Below are 24,932 nucleotides of genomic sequence, written 5' to 3'. Positions count from 1 at the left end.
ATATTTTACCACTATGCAGCGAACTCTAAAATTAACTTAATAAGAAGGATGGCTCAAATGTTGCCAAAAGCTGTTCTAATGAGTTTATACACCCAGTCGTTTTCTAGTTTGGTCGTCTCTTTCAATTTGGATTGGCAAGCTCATAAATGTATAATTTCTACGTCAGGATAACCTATTCCACTACAAAGGGGGTAATGACAGTGAGGAAGATCTTCCTGTTTTTCTCAATGATTCTGATTGCTGCAGCTCTTCTGGCAGCACCACTAAAAGTAGCCTTCGTTTACGTTGCACCGGTGGGCGATGGTGGCTGGAGCACAATGCATAACGAGGGTAGACTACACCTGGAAAGAGTCTTCGGCGATCAAATCGTTACTGATTTCATTGAGAGCGTACCTGAAGGAGCTGAGGCGGAAGTTGTATTTAGAGGTTATGCTCAAAGAGGATACGACCTCATCTTCGGGACCAGCTTTGGCTACATGGACAGTATGGTAAAGGTATCACAGGCCTTCCCGGATTCAACGTTTATGCATTGTTCAGGTTACATGACCACCGATAATCTCGGCACCTATTTTGGAAGAATGTATGAGCCGAGATTCCTTAGCGGTCTGATCGCAGGAGCAATGACGAAAACCAACATTATTGGTTACGTCGCCGCCTATCCAATACCTGAGGTAATACGTGGAATTAACGCCTTTGCGATGGGTGTCCAGTACGTTAACCCCGAGGCAAAGGTCCATGTAGTCTGGTCCAACACCTGGTTTGATCCGGCAAGAGAGAAAGAGGCAGCGGAATCACTTCTGGATATTGGTGCAGACTTGATAACACAGCACCAGGATTCACCGGCTCCCCAGCAGGCAGCAGAAGATAGAGGTGTCTTTTCAATAGGATACAACAGTGACATGAGTGCCTTCGCGCCAAATGCTTTCCTCGCAGCCCCCGTTTGGGACTGGGGTCCATTTTATGAATATGTAGTCAGAAATGTCATGCACGGAACCTGGACCAATGAACAGTACTGGGGAGGGATCAAAGAAGGTGTTGTCGACATCTTCGTATCCGATCTTGTTCCACATGGTGTGGCAAAACTCGTGATGACCATGAGAGAAGCAATAGTTCAGGGTCTGTTCCACCCGTTTGACGGTCCAGTCTACGATCAGTCAGGAGCTCTAAGGTATGCTGAAGGCGAAAGACCAACTGACGCAGAGCTTCTTAGCATGGACTGGTTCGTAAACAATGTAGTTGGAAAGATTCAGTGATAGTTTTGGGGGGCCGCCAGGCCCCTCGATCTCTTTCTTTGGAGTGATATTACTTGGCCGATCTTCCGATCCTAGAAATGAGAAACATCACCAAAGCCTTTCCCGGTGTAATAGCAAATGAAAATATCTCTCTTGACCTAAAAAAAGGCGAAGTTCATGCTCTTCTTGGAGAAAATGGAGCCGGAAAGACCACACTCATGAATATTCTGTTCGGTATATACAAGGCCGATGAGGGAGAGATATTCATGGAGGGCAAGCAGATTTCCATCTCTTCTCCCCACAATGCTCTGAAATACGGGATAGGTATGGTTCAGCAGCACTTCACGGTAGTACCGTCGTTCACGGTCGCCGAAAACATTGTTCTTGGTCTTAAGGGAATGGGCTTCTTTATAAAAACCAAAACGGTCGAATCAAGCATCGAAAAGTTGGGCAAAAGCTATGATCTTCCAGTCAATCCCAGGGCGCGGGTCTGGACTCTTTCGGTGGGAGAGAAACAGAGAATAGAAATTCTTAAACTTCTTTACACTGGAGCTAAAGTGATAATCCTTGATGAGCCGACTGCTGTCTTAACTCCCCAGGAAACGGAGATACTGTTCAAGGCTATGAGGAAGCTAGTGAGTGAGGGCTCATCGGTGATTTTTATAAGTCACAAGCTGGACGAGGTTCTTGAGATTAGCGACAGAGTCACCGTTCTGAGGAGCGGAAAAGTTGTTGGAACAGAGGTAAGGGATTCAATAGACAGGCGGTCCCTCGTTAGAATGATGGTGGGAAGAGACGTGTTGCTAGATTTCGACAAACCCAGGACCGAACCTGGAAAAACAGTACTTAAGGTAGAGAATCTCACCGTTAAGAATGACAAGAATCTTGAAGCAGTAAAAAATCTCAGTCTGAGCATAAAATCGGGCGAAATATTGGGTATTGCAGGGGTCGCCGGAAACGGTCAGAGAGAACTTGCAGAGGCAATTTACGGTCTTAGAAAGCCTGTCCAGGGCAAAGTGGTGTTAAACGACAAAATACTTCGTCACACTGACGTCGCCCAAAGAATAAAGGGTGGTGTAGCTTTCATTCCTCAGGACAGGAGAGCCGTTGCAACTTGCCCTTCGTTATCTATTACAGAAAACGTGTTCATGAAGAACTCTTACTCCATGTATCTCCCTCAATCGCCCTTTAATCTGAACACGAGGGCAATGCAGAGGGCAGCCAAAGAGTTGATCTCAGATTATTCAATATCGACTCCTTCAACGAAAACCCAGGCTAGGTTTCTTTCGGGGGGAAATCTGCAGAAGCTCGTTCTCGCCAGGGAACTTTCAACAAAGCCCTGTCTCATAATCGCGGAGCATCCTACAAGAGGGCTTGACATTGGAGCCATGGAATTCGTCTACAAAACTCTCTTGACTCACAAAAAAAGGGGAGCTGCTATTCTTCTTCTTGCAGGAGAGCTATATGAGATCTTCAGACTTTCAGACAGAGTAGCGGTGATTTACGAGGGCGAAATTATGGGATATACACCTCCCGACCCGTCTTTCACAGAGGAAATAGGGTTTATGATGGCCGGCTCAAAGCGAGGCGAGATATCATGAAAGTGAAGATAGAGAAGAGGCTGGTTATTCCGAAGTATTCGTCGATTCTCGTGCCAATTCTTTCTGTGGTAGTCGCACTGGTCTTAATGGGGATAATCTTGATGGTGTTTTTCTACGGAAGACTAGGGTCTTTTTCACTTGCCTTTCGTGAGACGTTTGATGCATACAAGGAAATGCTTACATGGCCTTTTGCAAATAAGTATGGGATCTTCAGCACGCTGATGAGAATGGTACCGCTAGCCTTCGTGGGGTTGGGACTGTCATTTGCATACAGGATGAAGATCTGGAACATTGGCGGAGAGGGTCAGCTCTATATGGGTGCCCTGGCCGCGACGTGGGGAGCTCTCTTTCTTTTCAAAGATGTCTCCTCTCCTCTGGCAATGATACTGCTTCTATCAATCACGGGGGCAGTCGCCGGTGGCCTGTGGGCCTTGATTCCCGCCCTGATGAAAGCCTTCGCAAAGACTGACGAGATCGTGGTCACTCTGATGCTCAACTACGTTGCGATCTTCTGGGTGGATTATCTTGTTTATGGTCCCTGGAAAGACCCGAAAGGTTATGGATTCCCCGGAACGGCTCCGTTCCCGGATCAAGCTAGGCTTCCAACTCTCTTCAAAGGTGAGTTTCACGTTGGCTTCTTCATCGCTGTTGCTATTGCAGTTGTTCTGTTTTACGTCTATAGGAAGACGAGTTGGGGAATGAATTCCAAAATCGTCGGGGATAACGCACAGGCCGCAAGATATTCTGGAATAAGCATTGTCAGGTACACGATTATTGCTCTCGTAGTAAGTGGAGCGATCGCCGGACTTGGAGGGGCTGTACAGATGATGGGCGTTCAGCATAGACTTCAGCATGGCTTTTCTCCCGGATACGGCTACACGGCGATCATAGTGGCATGGCTGGCCAAACTCAATCCGATTGCGATTCTACTCGTTTCCTTTCTCTTCGGCGGGTTGCTGGTGGGCAACGATCAGCTTCAGATGTTTTATAAGCTTCCCATGGCTCTGATCTCGGTCTTTCAAGGGCTGGTTCTCTTCTCTCTTCTCGGAGGAGAAACAATCTCCAGATACAGGCTGAGAATCGTCAAAGAGGAGGCGGCTCACATTGAATAATATCGAATCGTTTATTCTCTCGACTCTCAACGCCACCATTAGGGCTGGAACACCACTGCTCTTTGCCGTTCTAGGCACAATATTCACCGAGCGATCTGGAGTTATGAATCTTGGACTGGAAGGTCTTATGCTTGTTGGTGCCATTGGTGGCTTTGTCGCTTCATATCAAACATCGAACCTTCTCGCGGCTTTACTTTTGGCAATGCTTGCAGGTGCAACCCTTGGTCTTGTTCATGCCTTCTTCACAGTTACACTGAGAGTCAACCAGATTGTCAGCGGTCTGGCCATTACTATGCTCGGTACCGGCATAAGCGGCCTCTGGGGGAAAGACTATATCGGTGTAATTGCAAGGCGTTTCGAGCCAATTAAGATTCCCTTCCTCTCGGACATTCCTTACATCGGTCAGGTTCTTTTCAATCATGACGTACTCGTTTATATTAGTTTTGTGCTTGTCCCGATTATGTGGTTCTTCATTTATAAAACAAAGCCAGGTCTTACTCTCAGAGCGGTGGGAGAATCCCCCGAGGCTGCCGATGCTAAAGGAATAAATGTCTTCGCGGTGAGGTATTTTTACACGGTTCTCGGTGGATCGATAACGGCCATTGGAGGCGCCTATCTCTCGCTTGCCTACAACTCCATGTGGATAGAAAACATGACTGCGGGCAGAGGGTGGATAGCGATAGCCTTGGTTCTGTTCGCCACCTGGGATCCCGTTAAAGCTTTGATCGGTGCGTATCTCTTTGGGGGGATAACCGCCCTAGGACTACGATTGCAGGCCGTCGGCGCTCATATTTCGCCCGACTTTCTGAAGATGCTTCCTTATTTGCTGACGATTGTCGTTCTCTTCTTTACTTCAACAGACACTTTGAAGCGCAAGGTCGGGGCTCCCGCTTCATCGGGTGTGCCTTACTCGAGGGAAGAGAGAACATAAAGGAAACAAAACGTTCGTCTTTACCGTTGATCCGTAACATTTATTTGTGGTATAAACTTCTTATCAAAGAAATTCGGAGGTAAATGTGATGACTCGAGCAACATTCATAAGCTTTGCATACGCTTATTGGTTTAGGAGGAACGTCCTTTCTTCGGACTCCTCCAGTGTGTGCTTGAGTTAAAATACACTAGAGAGTGAAAAGAGAGAGGACGTTGAGAAGCGTCCTCTCTCTTTTTTTATATCAGGAGGGATGTAGAATGAAGCAGGTTCTTGTGTGTCTATTACTACTGGTAGGGATTCTTGGTTTGTCTGTTCAAACAGTTGGGATTACAGCGATAGTAGAGCACCCGGCTCTTGATGCAGTGAGGGAAGGAATTATCGATGTTCTTGAAGAGAGTGGCTTCAAGGATGGGGACAACATTGTTATTGACTTCCAGAATGCTCAGGGATCGGTTTCCACTGCGGTAGCCATTGCAAAGCAGTTCGTATCATTAAAAGCAGCTGTAATGGTCGGAATAGCAACTCCGTCGGCTCAGGCGCTTGTAAATGCTTCAAAGACAATTCCCGTGGTTTTCAGCGCAGTAACCGATCCGGTCAGCGCAAGCCTTGTACCGGCATTTGGAAAGAACCCTGGAAACGTGGTTGGGATAAGCGACATGACACCTGTAAAAACCCAGCTTCAGCTGCTGAAACTTACTCTTCCGGATGTCGAAAGGGTGGGAGTGATTTACAATTCCGGAGAGGCCAACTCCGTGACAATAAGGGAGTTTGCCAAAGAAGCCTGTGACGCTCTTGGACTAGAACTAATAGATATCACAGGTTCTACGACCGCCGAAATGGTCGCCTCTCTAAATGTTCAGATAAAAGATGTAGACGCGATCTACATCGGTACAGATAACACTGCTGCCTCAAGCATAGAATCGATTTCTACGGTTGCCTTGAGAGAAAAGGTCGCAATTGTCGCGGGAGATATAGATATTGCAAGATCTGGCGGTCTGATCGGTTTTGGATTTAATTACTACCAGGTCGGTAGAGCCACCGGAGAACTGGTTGTTGAAATTCTTAAGGGTACTCCTCCTTCGGAACTCGAAACTAAGATACTGGGACAGGATTCCTTGATTCTTTTCGTCAACACAGACATCGCAGAAGAAATCGGCGTAGAGATTCCACAATCGGTCCTAGATCTGGCTAATCTGATAGTAACCGATGGTGTAGAGACGGAAAGGTAAGTTCATGGCGATTCTGGAACAGGGATTGATAATCGGCCTGATGGCCCTGGGAGTCTACATATCATTCAGAATTGTTGATCTTCCCGATCTTACGACGGACGGTTCCTTTGCCCTCGGAGCAGCCGTTGCCGTAAAAGCACTTGTCTCCGGTCTTCCCGCCTGGATTGCGATAATGCTAGCCGCCTTAACGGGAGCCATTGCCGGAAGCATTACGGGGACTATTCATAGAAAGCTCAAGATCAACGTTCTTCTTGCCGGAATTTTGGTCATGACAATGCTTTACTCAGTCAATCTCAGGGTAATGGGCGGACCCAATCTCCCAGTTCCAAGAGTCGTTCCAGAGGGGACAACTCAAAGCTTCGAGGAGATGAGCGGCGGTACTGGTCTAGATAACCTTTTCGAAGAGCTTGAGATCAACACTGAGAAGCGCCAATCAAGAACAACGGTAGTTGCCAAGAATATCTTTAATAACCAGCTCGATGGTTCTGACTTGTTACTAATAGTTGTCTTAATTTCTGCTGTGGTTGTAGTTCTATCGGTTGCATTGAAATCTGACCCGGGAATGACACTGAGAGCATTTGGCAGTAATCCCTCGGGGGTGGTGTCTTTCGGAATATCCCAGGATGTTCTTGCCATTGCGGGGCTTACCATTGCCAACTGCGTTATAGGGTTGAGTGGCGGACTTTTCGCCCTCTACAGTGGGTTCTCTGACGCAACGATTGGGCAGGGAATGGTTGTAACGGGACTGGCTTCGGTAATAATGGGCGAGATACTTCTCGGGAGAGTAAAGCTTTTCTACGGCCTGCTTTCTCCAATAGTGGGTGGAGTGATATATCAGGCACTTCTCTCCCTAGCGATGAGATACGGATATAGGATCGGCTTTCTTGCAAGCGACATGAAACTACTCACAGCAGTTTTTATTATTACGGTTATTGGATTGCGTCAGCTTTCTTCAAGTGGAGGTAAACGAAAGGTGAAGCAGGAGGTGAAGAGGTTATGGTCGAATTCAAAGATCTGACTGTTACATACAATCCAGGGATGGAAAACGAAAGGGTGGCACTGAAAAATGTGAGTCTCACAGTTCTAGAGGGGCAGTTCGTGACAATCGTGGGGCCAAACGGTGCGGGAAAATCCACCCTTCTTAAGGTGATACTCGGTGAGGTTCAGCCGACATCCGGTCTCTACATGATCGACGGTAAGACAATGAATTACATGAAGCCACACAAACTTGCGGAGTTCATCGGTAGGGTTTACCAGGATCCGAACACAGGCATATTTCCGGCCCTCACCATTGCCGAAAATCTGATAATAGCTTCAAAGAAGGGAAATAGGCCTTTCAAGTTCAGTTCCGTCAAAGAAGAGGCAATATCGTTGCTAAGGGATCTGGGACTGGGGCTCGAAGACAGACTGAATACCAAGGCAGGCGAGCTTTCAGGTGGGCAGAAACAGTCTCTGGCCATGGTGATGGCGATCTTGTCGAAACCGCGGCTTCTCCTTCTCGACGAACACACTGCTTCTCTAGACCCTGACAGCGCTTCCAGAGTCATGGAGTTGACTGAAAGAATAAACAGAGAATATGACATTACGATAATCATGATCACACACAATATGGATATCGCTAATTCTTATGGAGAAAGGCTGATGAGGCTGATAGAAGGTGAAGTGGTTAATGACGGGATGAGAAATATCGTTCCTCGGGTGACTTCAGCAGTGTAGTTGGCGATTTGAAATTCCGCGAGTGAACAGGCTTTTGAATGCGAGTCTGTAAGGACCCTTAACATAGTAGCTCAGATAGTTAGAAAGAAGTTTTCCAGTCATTCTTCCCTTGAGAAGATCTAAATGTTCTTCTAAATTTCTGTTGAACCTTTTTCTGAAGGCGTCTGCGATTTGCAGATGCCTGGCGGCCGGGAAGAGCCTTTCAAGATATCTTTCGTTAACAGTCTTGCCTTTGTAACCATCCTCAATGATCGAAAGTGCAGCCTGTCTGCCAGAATCGAGAGCGAAATCGATACCGGCGCCCGTCCAGTTATCAACAAGTCCCGCGCTGTCTCCTGCAACCAGCAAATTCGTGTATATGTTGTTCAAACTAAGAACTACATCGGTATTGAAAGTAGGGATTGGTGTCCCCCGCAAATCAATCTCTTCACCGAAAGATCTCTTTATCAAGGTACTCATCTCTTCATAAGAGGGAGTCTTCTCCGAATCGGGGTAAATCCCACCTCCAACAGAGTTGAAAGACTCACCAGGGAAACTCCAAAGGTAACCATTGGGGATAAAGGTGACGGAAGCACTTCCCGTGGGAGAGCTGTAACCATAATATGCAACTCCAAAAGAGGGTGGTTCATGTCCAAGGAGTTTTGCCCCAAAAACGCCGGCCGAAACGATTACATAGTCAGAGGTCAACTCTCTTTCATCTGTCTTAACGACAAAACCTTGTTCCTCTTTCACGATCTCTCTCACTCTTGAAGAAAGGAATCTACCGCCTCTCTCAACTATGGATTTGAGAAGAGCATTATCAAATTCCTTCCTGTCAACAGTTTTGAATATTGTCTTCTTTGACATCAGAGTAGTAAGATGCTTCATCTGTCCGTCGATTAACCTGTTTATGCTTAACTCGTGACAGTCGAAGCCCTCGATATCCACTTCGGGAAATATCTCGTGGACCCTCTTCAAAGATCTTGGCGTCAAACCCCCTCCGCAGCCCTTTTCTCGTGGGAAGCTTTTAGAATCAAGAAGAAGGAAATCTATTCCGTCACGGGCAAAGATTCTTGAGGCGGCGAGTCCAGCGGGACCGGCTCCAACAACTATTACCTTACTGTGCATCGACTCTCACCTTCCTGACTCTCATTATTAAAAGCACAACGACCATCTCAAGAAAGATGAGAAACAAGATGAAGATAACACCGGCCATCATACCGAAGTGATGGCCAAGAAGCCCTACGAGGAAATTAGACATTGCGCCGCCAATTGATGCAGCAACTGTGAACATTCCAATTGCGAACCCGATTCCATTTTTCATGGAGGATATGAGGATGGCTTGAAGCGTGGGAAAAGTTCCAGAAAAGCCAAAACCAGCAAATACTACCGCTAACGCAATCGCAATAGCGGATTGGAGAAGCAACGCTGCTCCAAACGAAACAAAAGCTATTATCACCATCATCAAAAGCGACAGCTCGTATCCAAGTTTATCGACGAAGATCCCGGCCAGTAATCTCCCGACGAATATCCCTGCCCAGAGAAGCGCCGGAAAGATGCTCGCGTATCTCATCTCAATACCCTTCGATTCAAACATGAAGCTCGAAAGCCATGAAGTGAAACCAATCTCGTAGCCCACATAAAGAAGAACACCCACCATAATAAGCCAGAAGATCTTCTTGGAAAAAATCTCCTTTCTGAAGTGAGTAGCCTTCTCATCACTTCCTACAAAGGGTATTCCGTAAAGAAACGGAATGAATGATAACAGCAGAAGCGATACAAAGAGAGCTATGAGAAACGGCTTCCACCATGACGTGTAGTCAACAAGAAAGGCCGCCACGATAAGAGGCGAGATAATTGAACCTATCGCAAAGAAAGAATGCATGAGGTTCAAAGCTCCCCCAGGCTTTTTGTAGTTCAGTCCTGAGACTGCTATTCCAATTGAAGTTTCCATACTTCCCGTCCCGAAGCTCACTGTCATGCTTCCTACTAACAAAAGCCAGAATGACCGACCAACAGAGAGGACGGTCAATCCTGCAGCAATGCACACAATTCCTGCGGCAAGCAATTTAAAGGGTCCAAATCGATTAGAGAGAGAACTAACGACAATAGCCGAAGCCATAAAGGCAAGCGTAGGAAGCGAAAGCAAAACGCCTGCGATCTGATGGTCTAAGCCAAAGCTCTTCTCGATAGCCGGCAATGCGCTTCCAAGTATTATTGATGTAAACCCAAAGAGAAAGAAACCATAAGATGAAATCAGGCTAAAAGCTTTCTTTGTGTCCATGAGAGAATTCTAACACGAGGTATTGCAACTTTGACAGAGGTACTTCAAGAAGAAAAAAGCGCGGTCTTGAAGACCGCGCCAACCATATAACTATTTTACATAAAGAATGGTGTTACCGGGAAGAGAGAGCCAAAGACCAGAGAAACTACAGACATCAACTTGATAAGAATATCCATAGAAGGACCAACGGTGTCCTTCAGCGGATCTCCCACTGTATCTCCTACGACTGCAGCTTCGTGAGTCGGCGTACCCTTTCCTCCATACTCACCGGTTTCAATGAATTTCTTCGCATTGTCCCAGGCTCCTCCGGAGTTTGCACTGAATATAGCTATCATGATTGCGCTGGAGAGTCCGCCAACCAGCAAACCGGCAACTGCCGACCTACCAAAAAGGAATCCAACAATGAACGGTGAGGCGATCGCCACAACTCCGGGAGTAAGCATTCTGCTAACCGCACCCTTTGTCGTAATTTCAATGCATCTCCTGTAGTCAGGCACAGCTTCTCCAGTCCTGATCCCAGGAGTTTCCTTGAACTGCCTTCTAATCTCAACTATCATTAGATTTGCTGTATCGGCCACTCCCTTGATCAAAAGTGACGTGAAGAAGAAGGGAAGCATTCCTCCTAAAAGAATTCCGATAAGTGTATAGGGCTCTACCAGATTAATTACTGGATTGTTTATGATTTCTTCCGCTGTCCCAGCCGAACCCCATATGTAAGATACTATTAGTGAAAGAGCAGCAAAAGCTGCAGAGCCTATTGCAAAGCCCTTCCCTATGGCCGCAGTAGTGTTGCCTACAGAATCTAGTCGGTCTGTGAGCTTCCTTACCTTCGGATCCAGATTTGCCATCTGAGCAATACCGCCCGCGTTGTCCGCAACTGGGCCGTAAGAGTCAACAGAAACGATATATCCGACAAAGGAAAGCATTCCAAGGGCCGCTATGGCTATTCCGTAGACCCCTGCAGACAAATATGCCGCAAGTATGGCAATAGCTAAGGTTATCACTGGCCATAGAGTGCTGCCCATTCCAAGAGCGAGACCGCCGGTGATGTTTATCGCGACTCCACTTTGAGTGTCTTTCGCGAGTTTTCTTGTAGGTTTGTAGTCATCGGACGTGTAATACTCGCTGAGCTTTGAGATGATTATTCCTGCAATCAAGCCGGAAGCAATTGCAAAGAAAAGTCTCCACCGTGAAACGAATTCGGGATTGATTAAGAATGCATCTTTGAATGGATAATCGGGCGCTGCGATCCCTATAACTATCGCTACCGATGCCAGGACAAGACCGCCGGTAAATAGATTCCCAAAACTGAGACTCTTGCGGGCATCCTTAGACTTCAAGCTTGCAACTACAAGAACACCAATCAGTGAAGAAAGAACACCGGCGCCGGCTATCAGGACCGGAAGCAATATCAGCCCATAATATTGGGACTCGGTCATAGTTCCATGATCAGCAAACTTCATGAAAATAGCAAGAACTATTGCAGAGACGATCGAAGCCACATAAGACTCGAGAATGTCCGCCCCCAAACCTGCAACGTCGCCAACGTTGTCACCTACGTTATCGGCTATTGTTGCGGGATTTCTTGGGTCGTCCTCTTCGATATGCTCTTCGATCTTTCCCACAAGGTCGGCACTCATGTCAGCCGCCTTAGTGTACATACCTCCGCCTACCCTGTCGAACAGCGCAATGAGACTGGCTCCGAGTGAATAAGAGCTGAGTATCATTACACCGTCTATGTAAGAGATCCTTCCAAAGGCTTTCGAAAGATCGGTAATGCCTTCAAAAACAAAGGAGCTCTTAAAAACCAGCATTACAACTGCCAAACCCGTTAAGGAGAAACCGGCGACGGCGAGCCCCATAACGGATCCGCTTGAAAAAGCAACTTTGAAAGCACTTGACAATCCGCTCTCTGCCCCGGCTGCTACCCTTGCATTCGCTCTCGTGGCCGCATACATTCCGATTACTCCTGCGGCCTCAGAAACAAGGGCTCCAAAGAGAAGGACAATCGGGTACTTGAAAGACTGAAAGATTATTCCCAGAACGGCTGCAAGAATTACCGCAACAAGGAATATCTTTTTTGCTTCTTCCTCCAAAAAAGCAGAGGCACCTTCTTGAACGTACTTAGATAGCTCTTTCATCCTGTCGTTACCCTGCGAAAACCCAAGAGTTCTCCGCAACATGACGAAAGCAAAGATGGTAGATATGATCCCTGCTAAAAGTGGTAAGTACAGTGAGTTCATTTCTTCTCCCTCCTACTTTGCTACTATATTGGAACAATTGTCTCCATTAGGAATCCCAGCTGACATCCCATCTTTCGAAGCAGTTTTTAGGGAGCTTCTCTACGAAATCATGCCCGCTTCTAAAGACGTATCTGTTCCCTATCATAGGTCTCGATCTCCCGCCCTTCTGCCTGAGTATGTAAAGATAATCTTTCGCCCTAGTAACGGCAACATAGAATATTCGTTCTTCTTCGCTGAGAGAACCTTCTAATATTGCCATTGAATTTGGGAAATCGCCGGGATTGGCCGCTAGAATAAACACGACCTCCCATTCAAGACCCTTCGCCTGATGCACAGTGGAAAGTACAACCGACGGCTGTTTTTCAGCCGACTCGCGCTCAATGTCTATCTTTTCGCTGACAGCCAGATCCTCAAGCAGATCGGATATGGAAATGTAGCGGCCCGCGATCTCTATAAGTCTTTCAACATCCATTCTTCTCTCTCTAGCATCCGGAAACTTCTCGTCGAGATAATCACCGTAAAAATCGGCATAAAACCTTCTAACGATTTCCGTTGGAGGCTCCTCTTCATTCGTTGCACCCAAAATACTCACGAGTTTATCGAGTTTTATCCGTTTGCTCACATGGGAGTTTACTACCTCCTCAGCTCTGTGACCGTCGTTGGCAGCTGCTGAGATACCCTGAATTATCCTGAGGGAGGTCGCATTTCCCACGCCGGGAAATAGCCTCAAAATCCTACCCCAGGAAACTTGATCAAGAGGATTCTCTATTACTTTGAGCAACGCGAGAATATCCTTCACGTGGGCCGTCTCTGTAAATCTGGGACCCGAGTAGAGAGTGAAATTCATTTTTCGCTTGTCCATCTCCATCTGTAGCTCAAGGGAGTGATAGTGCGAACGATACAGGACGGCGATGTTTTCGGGATCTACCCCGTCATCTATATGTTCTTGAATTCTCTGGGCAACGAAAGATGCCTCCTCAAGATTGTCCCAGGTCTCGGCAACAACCGGGATCGGCCCGTTCATACGAACGGCTCTCAGCTGTTTTTCAATTGAATCCTGAGGAACTATCGAATTTATCAGTTCGACTATTTGAGGAGTTGAACGGTAGTTCGTCTGTATCTTGTAGATCCTGGCATCTTTAGCCGAAAGAAAATCATAGACATTCTCAAACCTTGCTCCACGGAAAGAGTAGATGGACTGAGCGTCATCACCTACGACAATGAGGTTCCCATGGACCGAGGAAAGCATTTCAACGAGTCTGAACTGAAGAACGTTCGTATCTTGAAACTCATCGACGAGAACCCATCTGAACCTCTCGGCCTCTCTGTTCAAGATCGATGGATTGTCGTTGAAGAGCTTGAGCGCTTTGAGGAGAAGATCGTCGTAGTCGACACAGTTCTGTACAGTCTTCTCCTGAACGTACCGTTTCCAGATCTCTTCAATCTCATCATAAGAACCGAGAAACTTCCTGTTCTTTCTCGCTGTAGACTCTCTGAGAGATGAAAGAACGTTAACCGAATACGAGTAGATGCTCTGCAGCACGCCCGCTGAGGGAAGAGTCGAACTGTTGATACCCTTTCTCTCTTCCAGTAATTCTGTTCTACAGTGTTTTATGAGGTCTTTGGCATCTTCTCTGTCAAGAATCGTGAAGTTTTCCGCCAAGCCAGCGGCCTTAGCATACTTTCTCAAGAAATAATTGCAGACATGGTGAAAAGTACCCGAAAGCATTCCCTTAAGATTCGATCCACTTACACGTCTTGCGCGATCGATCATTTCTCTGGAAGCCGCCCTGGTAAAAGTCACCAGAAGAATGTTTTGCGGATTTATTGAATTTGAGACAAGATGAGCGATTTTGTAAGTTATCACTCTTGTCTTTCCAGAACCCGGTCCCGCAACTATTAAAGAACGGCCGCTTGATTCAATGACAGCCTTCAACTGCTCTTCGTCAAGTCCTTCAGTTAAAAATCCGGGAATTTCTGAACTTCTGAGAGTATATTTCTTCATCGACGACAGCGGCCCCCTTCTGATAAGATTTTACCATAAGGGCGAAGTGGCTTCACTTTGACTCTTTCCACCTGGAGGAAATCATGACGAACGAAACCGGCGGTGCTAAACAGATCGTAGTCTCTCTCATTCTACTGGCAGCAGTGTTTCTGATTGGAATTATCGGGTACTCGATAATCGAAGGGTACAGTCCGATCGATTCAATATTTATGATAATGATAACGATCTCTACTGTCGGTTATGGGACGATTACCGAACTTTCTCAGGCAGGAAAAATCTTTACAAGCTTAGTGATTCTTGCCAGCATCACCATAGTTGTTTACGCTGTATCCAACATAACTGCCTTTCTCGTTGAAGGAAGGGTAAACAAAATGATCAGGAGGAGAAGAATTTTGAAAACCATAGAGAAGCTTGAGAATCATTTTATAGTAATCGGCGGTGGTGATCTGGGGTCGACTATCGCTCAAGAGATGTCAAAGAGAAATAACGATGTGGTGATTGTTGAGAAGAGCGAAGAGAGGCTCAAAGATTTGACTGCAAGAGAGGGAGGAAAGCTGATCTATGTTTCTGGAGACGCCACTGAAGAAGAAACGCTAAAAAGCGCGGGAGTGGAGAAGGCTCAAGGTTTGATGTCATGTTTACCGGACGACGTGGACAACATTTTTGTTGTTCTCACCGCCAGGGGAATGAACAAGAGCATGAAGATAATCTCAAAAGTTGCCCATCGCGAGAACATCAACAAGCTGAACTATGCCGGGGCCGACAAAGTGATTCCCATTCAAGAAATCGGTGCGCATCGAATGGTTACGATGATGCTTAATCCAACTGTAATCGGCTTTCTTGACAGTATATCTCAGTCGGGTTCGCTTCAGCTTCGCTTCGAAGAAGTGAAAGTGCCAGGCAATTTCAGAGCAGAGGGCATGACGCTTGAAGCTTTGAAAATTCCTCAAAGGATTGGGTTGATTGTGATCGCAACGGTCTGCGACGGTGTGAACAAATTCAACCCAAGCGCGTCAACTATTGTGAAGCCAGGAGACAGTCTCATGGTACTTGGTGAGCATGAGCAGGTTGAAAAACTTCAGAGCTTGCTCGGCGGCAATTTGAACGTCCAGCTTTAAGAGAGCAACTCGTTCATCCCACTTATCTGAGAGGGAAACTATCTTTCGACGTCTGTAGCAGGACAGTTTGGAAATTAATAACCAATAGTGTTCAACGACCATAACTATGTTTGATATTAAAAGGAGGACTAAGATGGCAGAAAAGGCGATCAAATACTCGGCAAACAGTCTTGATTTCGCGCAAAAAGTGGCTGGCTTCTCGGCAAAGGCAGTAGAAATCAAAGCTCCGTTTTCAGGAAGACCAGAAGCACACAGGAATCAGCACGATCTTTATGTTGTAATCTCGGGAAAGGCAAAGGTCAAGACCGGTGAACTCACAGGCAAGGTGGATGAGATTTCTGAAGGAGAGTACAGAAGCGACGAAATGATAGTGGATGAAGAACATACGCTTCAAATTGGCGAATCTCTTCTCATTCCAGCCGGCGTAGCACATACTGTGATCGTTGAATCAGGAGTCTTTGCACAGTGGGTATTCAAAATAGATAAAAGGTGACTCAGTTGCAAATGTTCCATTGAAACCTATTAGGGCAGAAGTGAAAACCGCTTTGTTTAAGAAATCTCACGGAGTATAAAACGACTACTCTTATCTCGTTTTTACTCATCGCTTTCGCCCACGGGTCTTTTTTCCTCTCTGAGACGCATTTGTAATTCCAACCAGGCAAGATATGATCTTGTTTAGTTGTTCAGGTAATGTTTTGGTGTTCTAAGATTAACGCCTGGGATCTTGAGGCTGCTTGGTTCTGTTGACTCCTGGACTTCCATACTCGTTTTTCAAATAGATTGAACTTTGCTTTGACAAGATAGCGTGGCCTCATAGCGCAGTTTACTTCTTTCTTCCAAAACAACAGATGTTACGAAATCTTTCAGTGTCTGGACAATCTATTATGAAGTGCCACAGGAATAAACGCTCTCGTAGCCCCAAAGCATTCTTGAAGAGACTTATCAATTCACACGGTTTTGTTTTTCCACGTTTGTTTTCCATTTAAATCATGAATCACAGTCTTTTATCGGGCTGTTCCTGGCCATCTCTGAGGCCGCCTTAACTGCATCGACCTTCTCTTCGAACAAACGAATCACCTTCGCTTCACTTTCATGGTCGACTAGCCATTTGTCCTCGTGGGGTTAGACATGAGAAATATCCTCAATAAACCTTCTCTGATCTCTGGAACTTTCTTCAGTCAATCATCAAAATCCATTAACACACTTCCCAAGTTTTGTGAAGAAGCAGTATTGAGTGAAGCTCACAAGCTCATCAAAGCTAATCTTCAACCACCGAGTCTCTTGCGATCAGCGCAGCTCCAAAGGCCCCCACTATCTCCGGAGCTTCAGGAACTATGATCTCTGTTCCGAAAAGTTCCTTCAAAGCGTCAACAACTCCAGAGTTTCTCGCGACGCCCCCGGTGAAAACAAGGGGAACGGGAGATCCAAGTCTCGAATACATTGCTCCAACTCTCTTGGCAATGGCCCTAAACAGACCAGACGAGATGTTCTCTATCCTCTCTCCCATTCCGATCAAGGAAACGACTTCGGACTCTGCGAAAACTGTGCAGACAGAACTTATAGAGACGTCTTTATTCCGTTTCCTAGCCATAAGGGCCATCTCATCTATTTCAAGTTCAAGTGCAGACGCCGTTACTTCCAGAAACCTTCCCGTTCCAGCTGCGCATTTGTCATTCATGGCGAAGTCATCGACATTACCATCCGGGGATAGTCGAATTACCTTGCTGTCCTGACCACCGATGTCGATTATCCCCCTTGCCTCTGGAAAGAGTGCGAAGACTCCCCTGGCGTGGCATGAGATTTCCGTAATCCTGTCACTTGCAGATGAAACCAGCAACCTTCCGTAACCAGTGGAAACACATTTTCCTATGCGTTTTCCTTCCTTCGAAGCCACTTCAGTCATCTCCGCAATTAGAGCTTCGGCCGTATTTGAAGCTCTTACACCGGTCTTCAATGTCTTCGAGAAAATGATTCTTCCTTCTTTGTCTATCAGAACTCCGTTAGTCGTGGTAGAACCGGAATCAACCCCGGCAAAAAGCATCTTCATTCCCTCCTTGGAAGGTGACACTGATCTTACGCTATTCTTCTCCATTAATGCTCCTATTCTCGTTGACAACTGCCCTTGGGAATTGATAGGATAATCAAGTTCTATTCTGTAGACACTTTTGCCATCATTAGGACGCACAAAATCATAGAAATCACAGAACTTCGGAGCCACAAAGACCGTCGCATCAACTTCCCCATTTGAACGAAATTCTCCTTCCGAGAATCGAGCGCACGGCGATCTCCACTTAAGAAGTCTCTCTGCAACTGCATGAAGCGGATCGGGTTTCTCTTGAGTTTTCTCTGAAAATGGTCTACCTCCCAAACAGGTGTCGTTAGCAACGATCATGCCTCCCGCCTTTTCAACTGCTGCATCTAAAGCTCCAATGTCAGTTATCCCGCCGGTTATTGCAAGCCGGCTCTTGCCAGCAGTTGCTCCGTATTTCGAAGTGTAAGTTGCCTGCATGCCATTAAGTGCCTGAAAATATAGGTCCGTAAGGTCTTCTGCTGCCGATCTCTTTTCATTCGCTTGCACAAAATCGACAAGTTCGTTGAATCTACGAATGCCTTCTCGAAGATCGGTGGAAATACCTGAGCTCTCGAGGAAGTAAACTAACCTTTGAATCTCGGCTGCCAAGAATCTTACTGCTTCTCTATCCCTTTTCCAGGGTAATCTGAGGATGAATACGTTTGCCAAGGAGAGTTCATCGAGAAGGTCTCCAACTCTACGCATTGCATCGCAGGAATCGACTATCAAGAGACAATCATTCGAGTCAAGCTCCATGCCCTTCTGATAGACTGTCTTTGCATATCCGCAAAGGTTGCATCCCAGTTCATGACTTAAGGTCGGAGAAGATGTCATCAGCCTCTGGAAAGCAATATCACTACCCATAAGTACTTCCAAAGGTAAATAGCTACATGTGTAGTAGATCATCTTCTGTTCTCCAGTATTTCGAGGAAGGCTTCCACTCTTGTTCGAAGCTGCCCCGCACCTTGTGATGAATGATCGACACAGTCTCCCGTTAACTCTAGAAATGGAATCTTCTCACTTTCAAACAACCTCTTGAGGAAAGGCACGCCTCCGGAAGACTGCCTGCAACCCCAATGAGAGAAGTGAATAACCCCATCGACATTGAAATCTCTGGCGAGGCCCAAACAGAACTCGCCCCGATCAACGACGCTACCGCAAAGCGGATTGAAAACAAGCTTTTTTGCAAGGCTTTCTAGCGGTCGGTCGGGATCTACTGGATATATCCAGTCCCACATAAGTTCGTTACCTACAACTAGATTTTCACTATTAGGTGAAAATAACTCGAATAACTCATTGTCGTAATAAGGTGGTATGTGTAGCCATAGTATCCTCTTTGAGTTTTCGGGGATTACTTTAAGGCTCTCCGCGATGTTTCTGGAGCCCAATGCAATTCGAGGATCACCGGCAAGAGTATGAAGGACATACAGCGAGTTCATATGTTCGTAGAGATGCTGAGGAAGATACGAGCCGTGCGCTCTGAGCCTAGCCTTTTCGAGGTTATTTATCAGTTCTCTTTCATAAGATAATCTCAACGACAACTCATCCATCTTGAAAGGCTTCCCGGTGATCTCTTGAATTGTGACAATTACATCTTTCAGTTGAGACACGACGTACCCTACCGCTTCCTGCTTCCGACCTCTGGGCACATCGATCAAAATAAAAGGCACGTCATACTCTCCAGCTATTCTTTTGAAGGTCGGGAGGTTTCCGTCGCATAGAATGCTTGTGGTCATCACCAGTTTCGGCGGAGGAAGTAGCTTTCTCAAAGAAACACCGAGAGAAGCCCTATGAAAAGTACAAAGAGAATCGCTTATTCCAGCCTGTGAAGAAACTGAGATTGCCGTGTCCTCAAGATGCATAGACGAAAGTGCGCCCGAAATGCCTTCGGCCGAAACGGGGTTTAGCCCCGCCGAAAGAAGTAGTTCTGAAGGGTTCATCAGATTTACCCACGCGGTATTCTCGCCCTTGACTGCAAAATAGACTTCCTCCAGAGCCAAATGATTGACCGTATTGACAAATCGCGGTCGATCTCTGTCTGGAAAATGCTTTCTTCTGAAGTTCTCAAATGCCATGCCGAGCTGAAGCCATTTCTTGAACCTATCTTTGTCATCTATGTGATTTCTGAGAAAGCTCCCGAATCTAACACTCTTTCTTGACATTAACTATGCCCTCACTCCCGCCATCGAAAATCGCTGACACCACCATTATCCTTATTTAGTCAGGAATGTTAGAAGAGATTCAATTATAACCTCTTGAGAACAGAGAGTTTATCGTTCATCATAATTACTCTTTCCGCTGCCAGTACCAGCCTGACAAGAATCCCTTCTAACTGCTCGGCGGTTGAGCTTCGTTTTCCGCTTGCAACCCAAATGAAAGGGACTTTCTGAAGTGATAGCCGTATATTGCAAATTCGACTGACAAAGGGAAAAGCGACGGCTTGAAGAAAATCGTCCACAAGAGCAACGACCAGTAGTTCATTCTGCCTTTATCCTTAATTCCAAGTACCCATAGGGACTTCAAAAAAGCCTTGATACTATCGGTGAAAGGCCTAACGTGTTTAACTGAATTAGGTTTGTAGTTCTTAAGAAAGGTAATTACTCTCTGGGTGTAAGGCTTCGGCGCGTAGATGCTCTTGAGAATTCTGTAGTATCCGTCTACCAGATTCTTCATTCCCATCTTGGGAACTATGTTAGTCATAGTGCTGGTGTTGTTGCCGGAGAACTCCGATACGATCCTGTTCTCTTTTTTCAGTCTCTGGAAAAGTCTCGTTCCCGTTGGTGCAGTAAGAACACCGACCATCGCCGTCACTATACCGCTCTTCTGAATGAAATCGATCATGTTGCTAAATACCGAGGGTTTGTCATGATCGAAACCCACAATGAATCCTCCCTGAACCTGAAGTCCGAACTCCTGCATCTTTCTCACAGATGAAAGCAAGTCCCTGTTTCGATTTTGGAACTTACCGCACTCAACTAGACTTTCCTCTTCGGTAGTCTCTATCCCAACGAATACGGTTCCAAAACTTGCATCTACCATGAGTCTCATGAGTTCGTCGTCATCTGAAAGATCGATTGAGGTTTCTGTATTCAGCACGAACGGATAGTTCCTTTTTTTCATCCATTCTGCAATGGCTGGAAGAATCTCTCTCTTCAGTTTTACCTTATTGCCGATGAAGTTATCGTCAACTATGAATACTCCTCCACGCCAGCCGGCTTTATATAAAGCTTCCATTTCAGCGACAAGCTTTTCAGCGCTCTTTGTCCTGGGAATGTGCCCGTTGAGCAGAACGATGTCACAGAACTCACAGTTGTAAGGGCAGCCTCTAGAGTACTGGATGTTCATTGAAGAGTACTTTCTCATGTCCAAAAGACTCCAGTCTGGAATGGGACTACTTTCAATATCCGGAAAATCATCGGATTTGTAGATGTGCTTGGCCTGCCCTTTCTCCAAATCAAGGAGAAATGGCTCCAAAGTCTTCTCTGCTTCGCCGAGAACAAGGTGATCGACCTCACTGAACTCCTCGGGTCTTGTTGTAAAAAGCGGCCCGCCCGCTATAGTCTTGACGCCTAAATCTTTACACTTCTGAATAACCTTCTTTGCCGAGTCGAACTGAATATCCATTGAGCTAATCATTACGTAATCTGATTTCTCTATATCTTCATCGCGTAGAGTATCTGTGTTCATATCGATAAGTTTCTTCTCCCATTCTTTAGGCAACATAGCGGCAACGGTCATGAGCCCCAGCGGTGGATATGCAGCCTTTTTGGAGACGAATTTCAAGGCATGTTTGAAACTCCAGAACGTCTCTGGATACTCTGGATAAACCATCAAAACTCTCATATCTCCACTTCCTTTCTCTAACGATGCTCAACACTCTGAAAATTATTTCTTTGTAAATCGATTCCTGCAGGAAAAATTATCGCCCAACGAGTCGCTGATTTTTTTCTGCTGAGTTAACCGGCTTCGTTCACTAGAAGTCTTTATAAGACAAAGATTTGCTAATGTTGGAAAGAGTAGTAATCTGTTGGTGACCGAAACCTGGTTTATCCCGCAGTCCTTCATAAATAATTCTATCACACAGCGCCAATCTTAAAAGTCCATCGGTCCATCCTGTCTTGTCAACACAAGGTCTTCTCAACTAGACTCAAGATCTTCTGATAAAGTTACCTACCACTGAAGACAGTGTCTGTTTACTTGAAAATGAAGTTACTCTTATACATCAATTACCTTCTTACACAAACCAGTTGGAAAACCCCTTCAAGAAGAATAATAAGATGAAAACTGCTTTGCCACTACGGAAATGGAGTACCTCCTATAAATAGTTTTGCTCCCGTTCTCGGCAATCATCTTCATTCTTCTTGCGGAGGGTCTTGCATCTATCAGCAGTCTCCTTAGCTCCTTTTCGAACGAAGCCTCGTCGGTTGTATCAATGAGAAAACCATTGTATCCGTCACGTATATAACTCTTCACTCCCCCGCGCTTTGGCGCGATAGCCACAAAGCCTGCAGCCATGGCTTCAAGTATGGCTATTCCAAACTCCTCTTTGAAGGAAGGAGCAACATACGTCGGAGGCCACGGAGTGGCTTTTACTCGCGAAATACTATTTTCAAGACATCTAATCTCATCGTTGTTCATCGCAGGTAAGTGGCAGAATCTCCCGTGGAGTTCTTTGTTTTGTCTCACGTATTTCCTGATCTCCTCAAGTTCGTTTGCTTCGATTCTATTTGGATGATCCAGATCTCCCCCGACTATAACTAAATTAAACGAATTCCAGAGACCAGAGTTTCCCCAGGCCTTTAGTAGTTTCACCTGGCCCTTTGCAGGATCAAGTCTTCCAACCGTAAGAAGCAGAGGATTGCTTCTGAAAGATCTTTCGAGGTAGAATTCCTTATCTTTCTCGAATAGCATCGAATAGAGAGGCCCATTCACAAAAATCGGGCACTCATTCCGTAATGATATACCTTCCGGCATCATCGTGAGTTTCTTTGAGATACTTTCGTCGAGAAGTGGCGGATAGTATGCAAGTAGCTGATTCCTGCTCTCCTCACTTCCTATTCCGAAAAGCCTGTCGCAGTCCCTAAGCATCTTCCACGATACTTCGACTTTTGAAGTCTCTCTTAATGCATCAACAGCATCCAGTTTGATAAGAGACCCTTTCTGATCTACGAAGCGCCGCTGGGGATCGGGTGTTACCGTAAAAAAGGACCGGACCCCAGTCTTTTTCGATAGATCGAGCATCGCTTGAGAAGCGAAATCCGAAAACCTCAAATGAAATTGTCCCGGGCTAATTCCCGCAATTGAAAGTACGTCTGTAACGTTCGAAATTACAGTAGTTCTATCTTTAAGAAAGTTGTTCGTAATCATCTTTTCGAAGTCTAGAAAAGGAACGTACATGAAGTAGTGATGTTCTCTTTCCGTTCTCCACAATCGGTCCATTCTCGATATTTCCCTCATTTCGAGTGGAACGATTGTAACAACACCCGGTAAGTTCTGAGTCAGTTCATTTCCGAGTGTTCTGAGAAACGTTCCCATTCCACCACTGGAACCCTTTCCTGTCTTCAGAGGATCACCATAGAAACTGAACTGAACAAGAACTGAGTTCACACGAATCTGATCTCTCAGATCTATAAGCAAAGAGTAAATCTTTCTTAAACAAGGATCAGCAGTTAAGACCGGGTGATTATCGGGAAGATTGATTCCATACCTCACCGCTTTCAAGATAATACCGAGGTGAAGTGAAAGATCATCTCCGAAAGACTTACCTATCATTTCCCTTATTAATGGTGTTCTCTCACCTGATAGCAAGAGCAGAAGAGGGCGGACCTTTTCATTCTCTTTCCATAGATCTAGCAGGGCTTCCGGATCGAAGCCATCTCTTCCGTCAAGTACCGCTGACTCGAGAAGGACTGAAGCATGCTTTTTTGCAGCAACTAGATCGGAAGAATCATAGCGGATTACTCTTGAGAGAAGTGAATCGATCTCTTCGGACTTTCCAATAACAGTCAGCAAATCTTTAAATGCAAGTTTTCTTCCACTACGTTGTACTCCTCTGAACAACGATGTGGACAAAAGAATGTCATTCTCCCACTCCCTAAGCTTTGCTTCTAATGCCTCATAGCTAAGAACCTCACCCATCCTGATTGCAGAAAGAATTCTTACTAGATTGCTTTGACGAAGAGATAATTTCTCAAGCTTCTTGGGTTCGTTAAGCTGAGAGATCAAGTGTTGAGAAGCCGAGAAATCATCGTTAATGACAACACCGTCACGAACTTTCTCACAGGCGTCTTCGAAGGCAAGTACTGATTTCTCCACCCTATCTGCGATGTTCCGGACATTTTCGAACAGTCTCGATTCTTTATCTTGCACCTTTTCACCTCAACAACGATGATATCAGTTAGAGTCTCTTCCACCGAAGTGAAGATACACTCTAATCCAGTCTCTAAAAACAGTCTAGTCCGCAGTGCATTGTGATTATAGAGCACGCTTAGTATAGAAATCGGCCAGCAGCAATCTTTTCAAATTACTTTCATGCTGTGCAACAACTGGTAAAGGATCTTTAGAAGATCGAAGGGAGACAAAGAATATTTGATCAATCACTCTTTTCCGAAAAATGGAGTCTTTTCATACGATAGTTCATCTTTTGAAGGCGATGAGGATTTTTAAGCAAGAACAAGAGTAACTGTCCAGACAGAAACAAAAAAGGGGAGATAACTCCCCCTGGTGGAGCCGAGGGGATTCGAACCCCCGGCCTCCGCCTTGCGAAGGCGGCGCGCTCCCAGCTGTGCTACGGCCCCACATAAAATTGATTATAGCCTGAATCAACAAGGAATTCAATCATATGCAGATTAGAGACTAGACGGAATGCCTATTAGCTCCCCGAATTTGAAGATACTCAAATCAGTTGAATGACATGGCTTTAGGACAAAAGCAGTATCTATCCCGTGGTTTGTTCCGCCTGCCGAAATCACCCACTGATCAGTTCTTACAATTCCTGCATCGGCTGCCATTATGGCTATCTCAACGGCTACTTTCGTTCCCTGGCCAAAGAGGCGCAGGGCTGTCGCAAAAATCTGTAAAGGATACACGCCGCCATTCGCTTTGGCAAAAGCTACTTCTATTCCTCTGAAGAGATGGGTCACTGTAAGTAGTGAATGTCGACTTCCAGAATAGAGCTTCCTAACTTGAGGGTCGAATTCATCTTCATCTGGTTCTCGAAAGCCAACACTATGAGTGACGATTATCAACCGGACTGAATCAGGGACAAGATCAAAAGCCATTCTTGCAACTACACCACTCGTAGAAGGCAAGATCACTTTATCGATCTTCTTCTCCTCGGCCCTTTCAAATATTCTCTCAAGGAGTGTTTTAGTTGTCTCTTCGTCACTCTTTGAAAAGTACATCGTCATTG

Annotated in this window: 18 protein-coding genes, 1 tRNA gene and 1 pseudogene; 9 read left to right on the top strand and 11 right to left on the bottom strand. The window is 45.8% G+C overall.

What is annotated here, in order from left to right:
• Nucleotides 1-200 precede the first annotated feature (200 nt).
• The 7 genes from V513_RS07475 (at nucleotide 201) to V513_RS07445 (ending at nucleotide 7,821) form a co-directional block, all read left to right on the top strand.
• On the top strand, nucleotides 201-1,253 hold the full coding sequence (locus V513_RS07475; RefSeq protein WP_373561607.1) for a BMP family ABC transporter substrate-binding protein: 1,053 nt from the start codon (nucleotides 201-203) through the stop codon (nucleotides 1,251-1,253).
• A 53-nt stretch (nucleotides 1,254-1,306) separates the two neighbouring features.
• Nucleotides 1,307-2,833, top strand: coding sequence for an ABC transporter ATP-binding protein (locus V513_RS07470; RefSeq protein WP_099772204.1), 1,527 nt, complete (start codon nucleotides 1,307-1,309; stop codon nucleotides 2,831-2,833).
• Nucleotides 2,830-3,945 carry an ABC transporter permease gene (locus V513_RS07465; RefSeq protein ID WP_099772203.1) on the top strand — a complete coding sequence of 372 codons (1,116 nt, stop codon included), beginning with the start codon at nucleotides 2,830-2,832 and terminating at the stop codon, nucleotides 3,943-3,945. The genes V513_RS07470 and V513_RS07465 overlap by 4 nt, the downstream gene beginning before the upstream one ends.
• Nucleotides 3,938-4,876, top strand: coding sequence for an ABC transporter permease (locus V513_RS07460; RefSeq protein WP_099772202.1), 939 nt, complete (start codon nucleotides 3,938-3,940; stop codon nucleotides 4,874-4,876). Before V513_RS07465 ends, V513_RS07460 begins: the two co-directional genes overlap by 8 nt.
• Nucleotides 4,877-5,133: 257 nt before the next feature.
• Nucleotides 5,134-6,105: an ABC transporter substrate-binding protein gene (locus V513_RS07455; RefSeq protein WP_099772201.1), complete on the top strand. Its 972-nt coding sequence runs from the start codon at nucleotides 5,134-5,136 to the stop codon at nucleotides 6,103-6,105.
• 4 nt (nucleotides 6,106-6,109) lie between these two features.
• Nucleotides 6,110-7,123, top strand: a complete 1,014-nt coding sequence (locus tag V513_RS07450; protein ID WP_014730729.1) for an ABC transporter permease — start codon at nucleotides 6,110-6,112, stop codon at nucleotides 7,121-7,123.
• The gene (locus tag V513_RS07445; protein WP_099772200.1) at nucleotides 7,102-7,821 is read left to right on the top strand and encodes an ABC transporter ATP-binding protein; all 720 of its coding nucleotides are present in this window, start codon (nucleotides 7,102-7,104) and stop codon (nucleotides 7,819-7,821) included. Before V513_RS07450 ends, V513_RS07445 begins: the two co-directional genes overlap by 22 nt.
• On the opposite strand, the gene V513_RS07440 is transcribed toward V513_RS07445, so the two are convergent.
• The 4 genes from V513_RS07440 to V513_RS07425 all read right to left on the bottom strand — a co-directional run bounded on the left by V513_RS07440 (nucleotide 7,810) and on the right by V513_RS07425 (nucleotide 14,332).
• A complete protein-coding gene (locus V513_RS07440; protein WP_099772199.1) occupies nucleotides 7,810-8,928 on the bottom strand; it encodes a lycopene cyclase family protein in 1,119 nt (372 codons plus the stop codon). The genes V513_RS07445 and V513_RS07440 overlap by 12 nt on opposite strands.
• Complete coding sequence (locus V513_RS07435) at nucleotides 8,918-10,084, bottom strand: MFS transporter (protein ID WP_014730726.1); 1,167 nt, start codon at nucleotides 10,082-10,084, stop codon at nucleotides 8,918-8,920. Before V513_RS07435 ends, V513_RS07440 begins: the two co-directional genes overlap by 11 nt.
• A gap of 95 nt (nucleotides 10,085-10,179) precedes the next feature.
• The gene (locus V513_RS07430; RefSeq protein ID WP_099772198.1) at nucleotides 10,180-12,327 is read right to left on the bottom strand and encodes a sodium-translocating pyrophosphatase; all 2,148 of its coding nucleotides are present in this window, start codon (nucleotides 12,325-12,327) and stop codon (nucleotides 10,180-10,182) included.
• Nucleotides 12,328-12,373: 46 nt separating this feature from the next.
• Entirely contained in the window at nucleotides 12,374-14,332 is a 1,959-nt protein-coding gene (locus V513_RS07425; protein WP_099772197.1) for an ATP-dependent helicase, read from the bottom strand.
• Nucleotides 14,333-14,415: 83 nt separating this feature from the next.
• On the opposite strand from V513_RS07425, the gene V513_RS07420 reads away from it, so the two are divergent.
• Both V513_RS07420 and V513_RS07415 read left to right on the top strand, forming a co-directional pair.
• Nucleotides 14,416-15,450, top strand: a complete 1,035-nt coding sequence (locus V513_RS07420) for a potassium channel family protein (RefSeq protein WP_257211991.1) — start codon at nucleotides 14,416-14,418, stop codon at nucleotides 15,448-15,450.
• A 133-nt stretch (nucleotides 15,451-15,583) separates the two neighbouring features.
• Nucleotides 15,584-15,943: a cupin domain-containing protein gene (locus tag V513_RS07415; RefSeq protein WP_099772196.1), complete on the top strand. Its 360-nt coding sequence runs from the start codon at nucleotides 15,584-15,586 to the stop codon at nucleotides 15,941-15,943.
• Between the two features lie 494 nt (nucleotides 15,944-16,437).
• Here the strand turns inward: V513_RS07415 and V513_RS14330 are convergent.
• The 7 genes and pseudogenes from V513_RS14330 to V513_RS07385 all read right to left on the bottom strand — a co-directional run.
• Nucleotides 16,438-16,560 (bottom strand): annotated as a pseudogene (locus V513_RS14330) (hypothetical protein); the annotation flags it as partial.
• 148 nt (nucleotides 16,561-16,708) lie between these two features.
• Nucleotides 16,709-18,427 carry an acyl-CoA dehydratase activase gene (locus tag V513_RS07410; RefSeq protein ID WP_099772195.1) on the bottom strand — a complete coding sequence of 573 codons (1,719 nt, stop codon included), beginning with the start codon at nucleotides 18,425-18,427 and terminating at the stop codon, nucleotides 16,709-16,711.
• Nucleotides 18,424-19,683, bottom strand: a complete 1,260-nt coding sequence (locus tag V513_RS07405) for a 2-hydroxyacyl-CoA dehydratase subunit D (protein WP_099772194.1) — start codon at nucleotides 19,681-19,683, stop codon at nucleotides 18,424-18,426. The genes V513_RS07410 and V513_RS07405 overlap by 4 nt, the downstream gene beginning before the upstream one ends.
• Nucleotides 19,684-19,849: 166 nt before the next feature.
• Complete coding sequence (locus V513_RS07400; RefSeq protein ID WP_099772193.1) at nucleotides 19,850-21,364, bottom strand: B12-binding domain-containing radical SAM protein; 1,515 nt, start codon at nucleotides 21,362-21,364, stop codon at nucleotides 19,850-19,852.
• A 417-nt stretch (nucleotides 21,365-21,781) separates the two neighbouring features.
• Nucleotides 21,782-23,890, bottom strand: coding sequence for a glycosyltransferase family 4 protein (locus V513_RS07395; protein ID WP_257211990.1), 2,109 nt, complete (start codon nucleotides 23,888-23,890; stop codon nucleotides 21,782-21,784).
• A 352-nt stretch (nucleotides 23,891-24,242) separates the two neighbouring features.
• A tRNA-Ala gene (locus tag V513_RS07390) sits at nucleotides 24,243-24,318 on the bottom strand.
• Nucleotides 24,319-24,369: 51 nt separating this feature from the next.
• Nucleotides 24,370-24,930 (bottom strand): pyruvate kinase alpha/beta domain-containing protein, encoded by a 561-nt coding sequence (locus tag V513_RS07385; protein ID WP_099772192.1) that lies wholly within the window; start codon nucleotides 24,928-24,930, stop codon nucleotides 24,370-24,372.
• Nucleotides 24,931-24,932: the final 2 nt, after the last annotated feature.

Source organism: Mesotoga sp. H07.pep.5.3, assembly GCF_002752615.1.
In the GTDB taxonomy this organism is placed as follows: domain Bacteria; phylum Thermotogota; class Thermotogae; order Petrotogales; family Kosmotogaceae; genus Mesotoga; species Mesotoga prima.
This window is presented reverse-complemented; position numbering and strand designations above follow the sequence as displayed.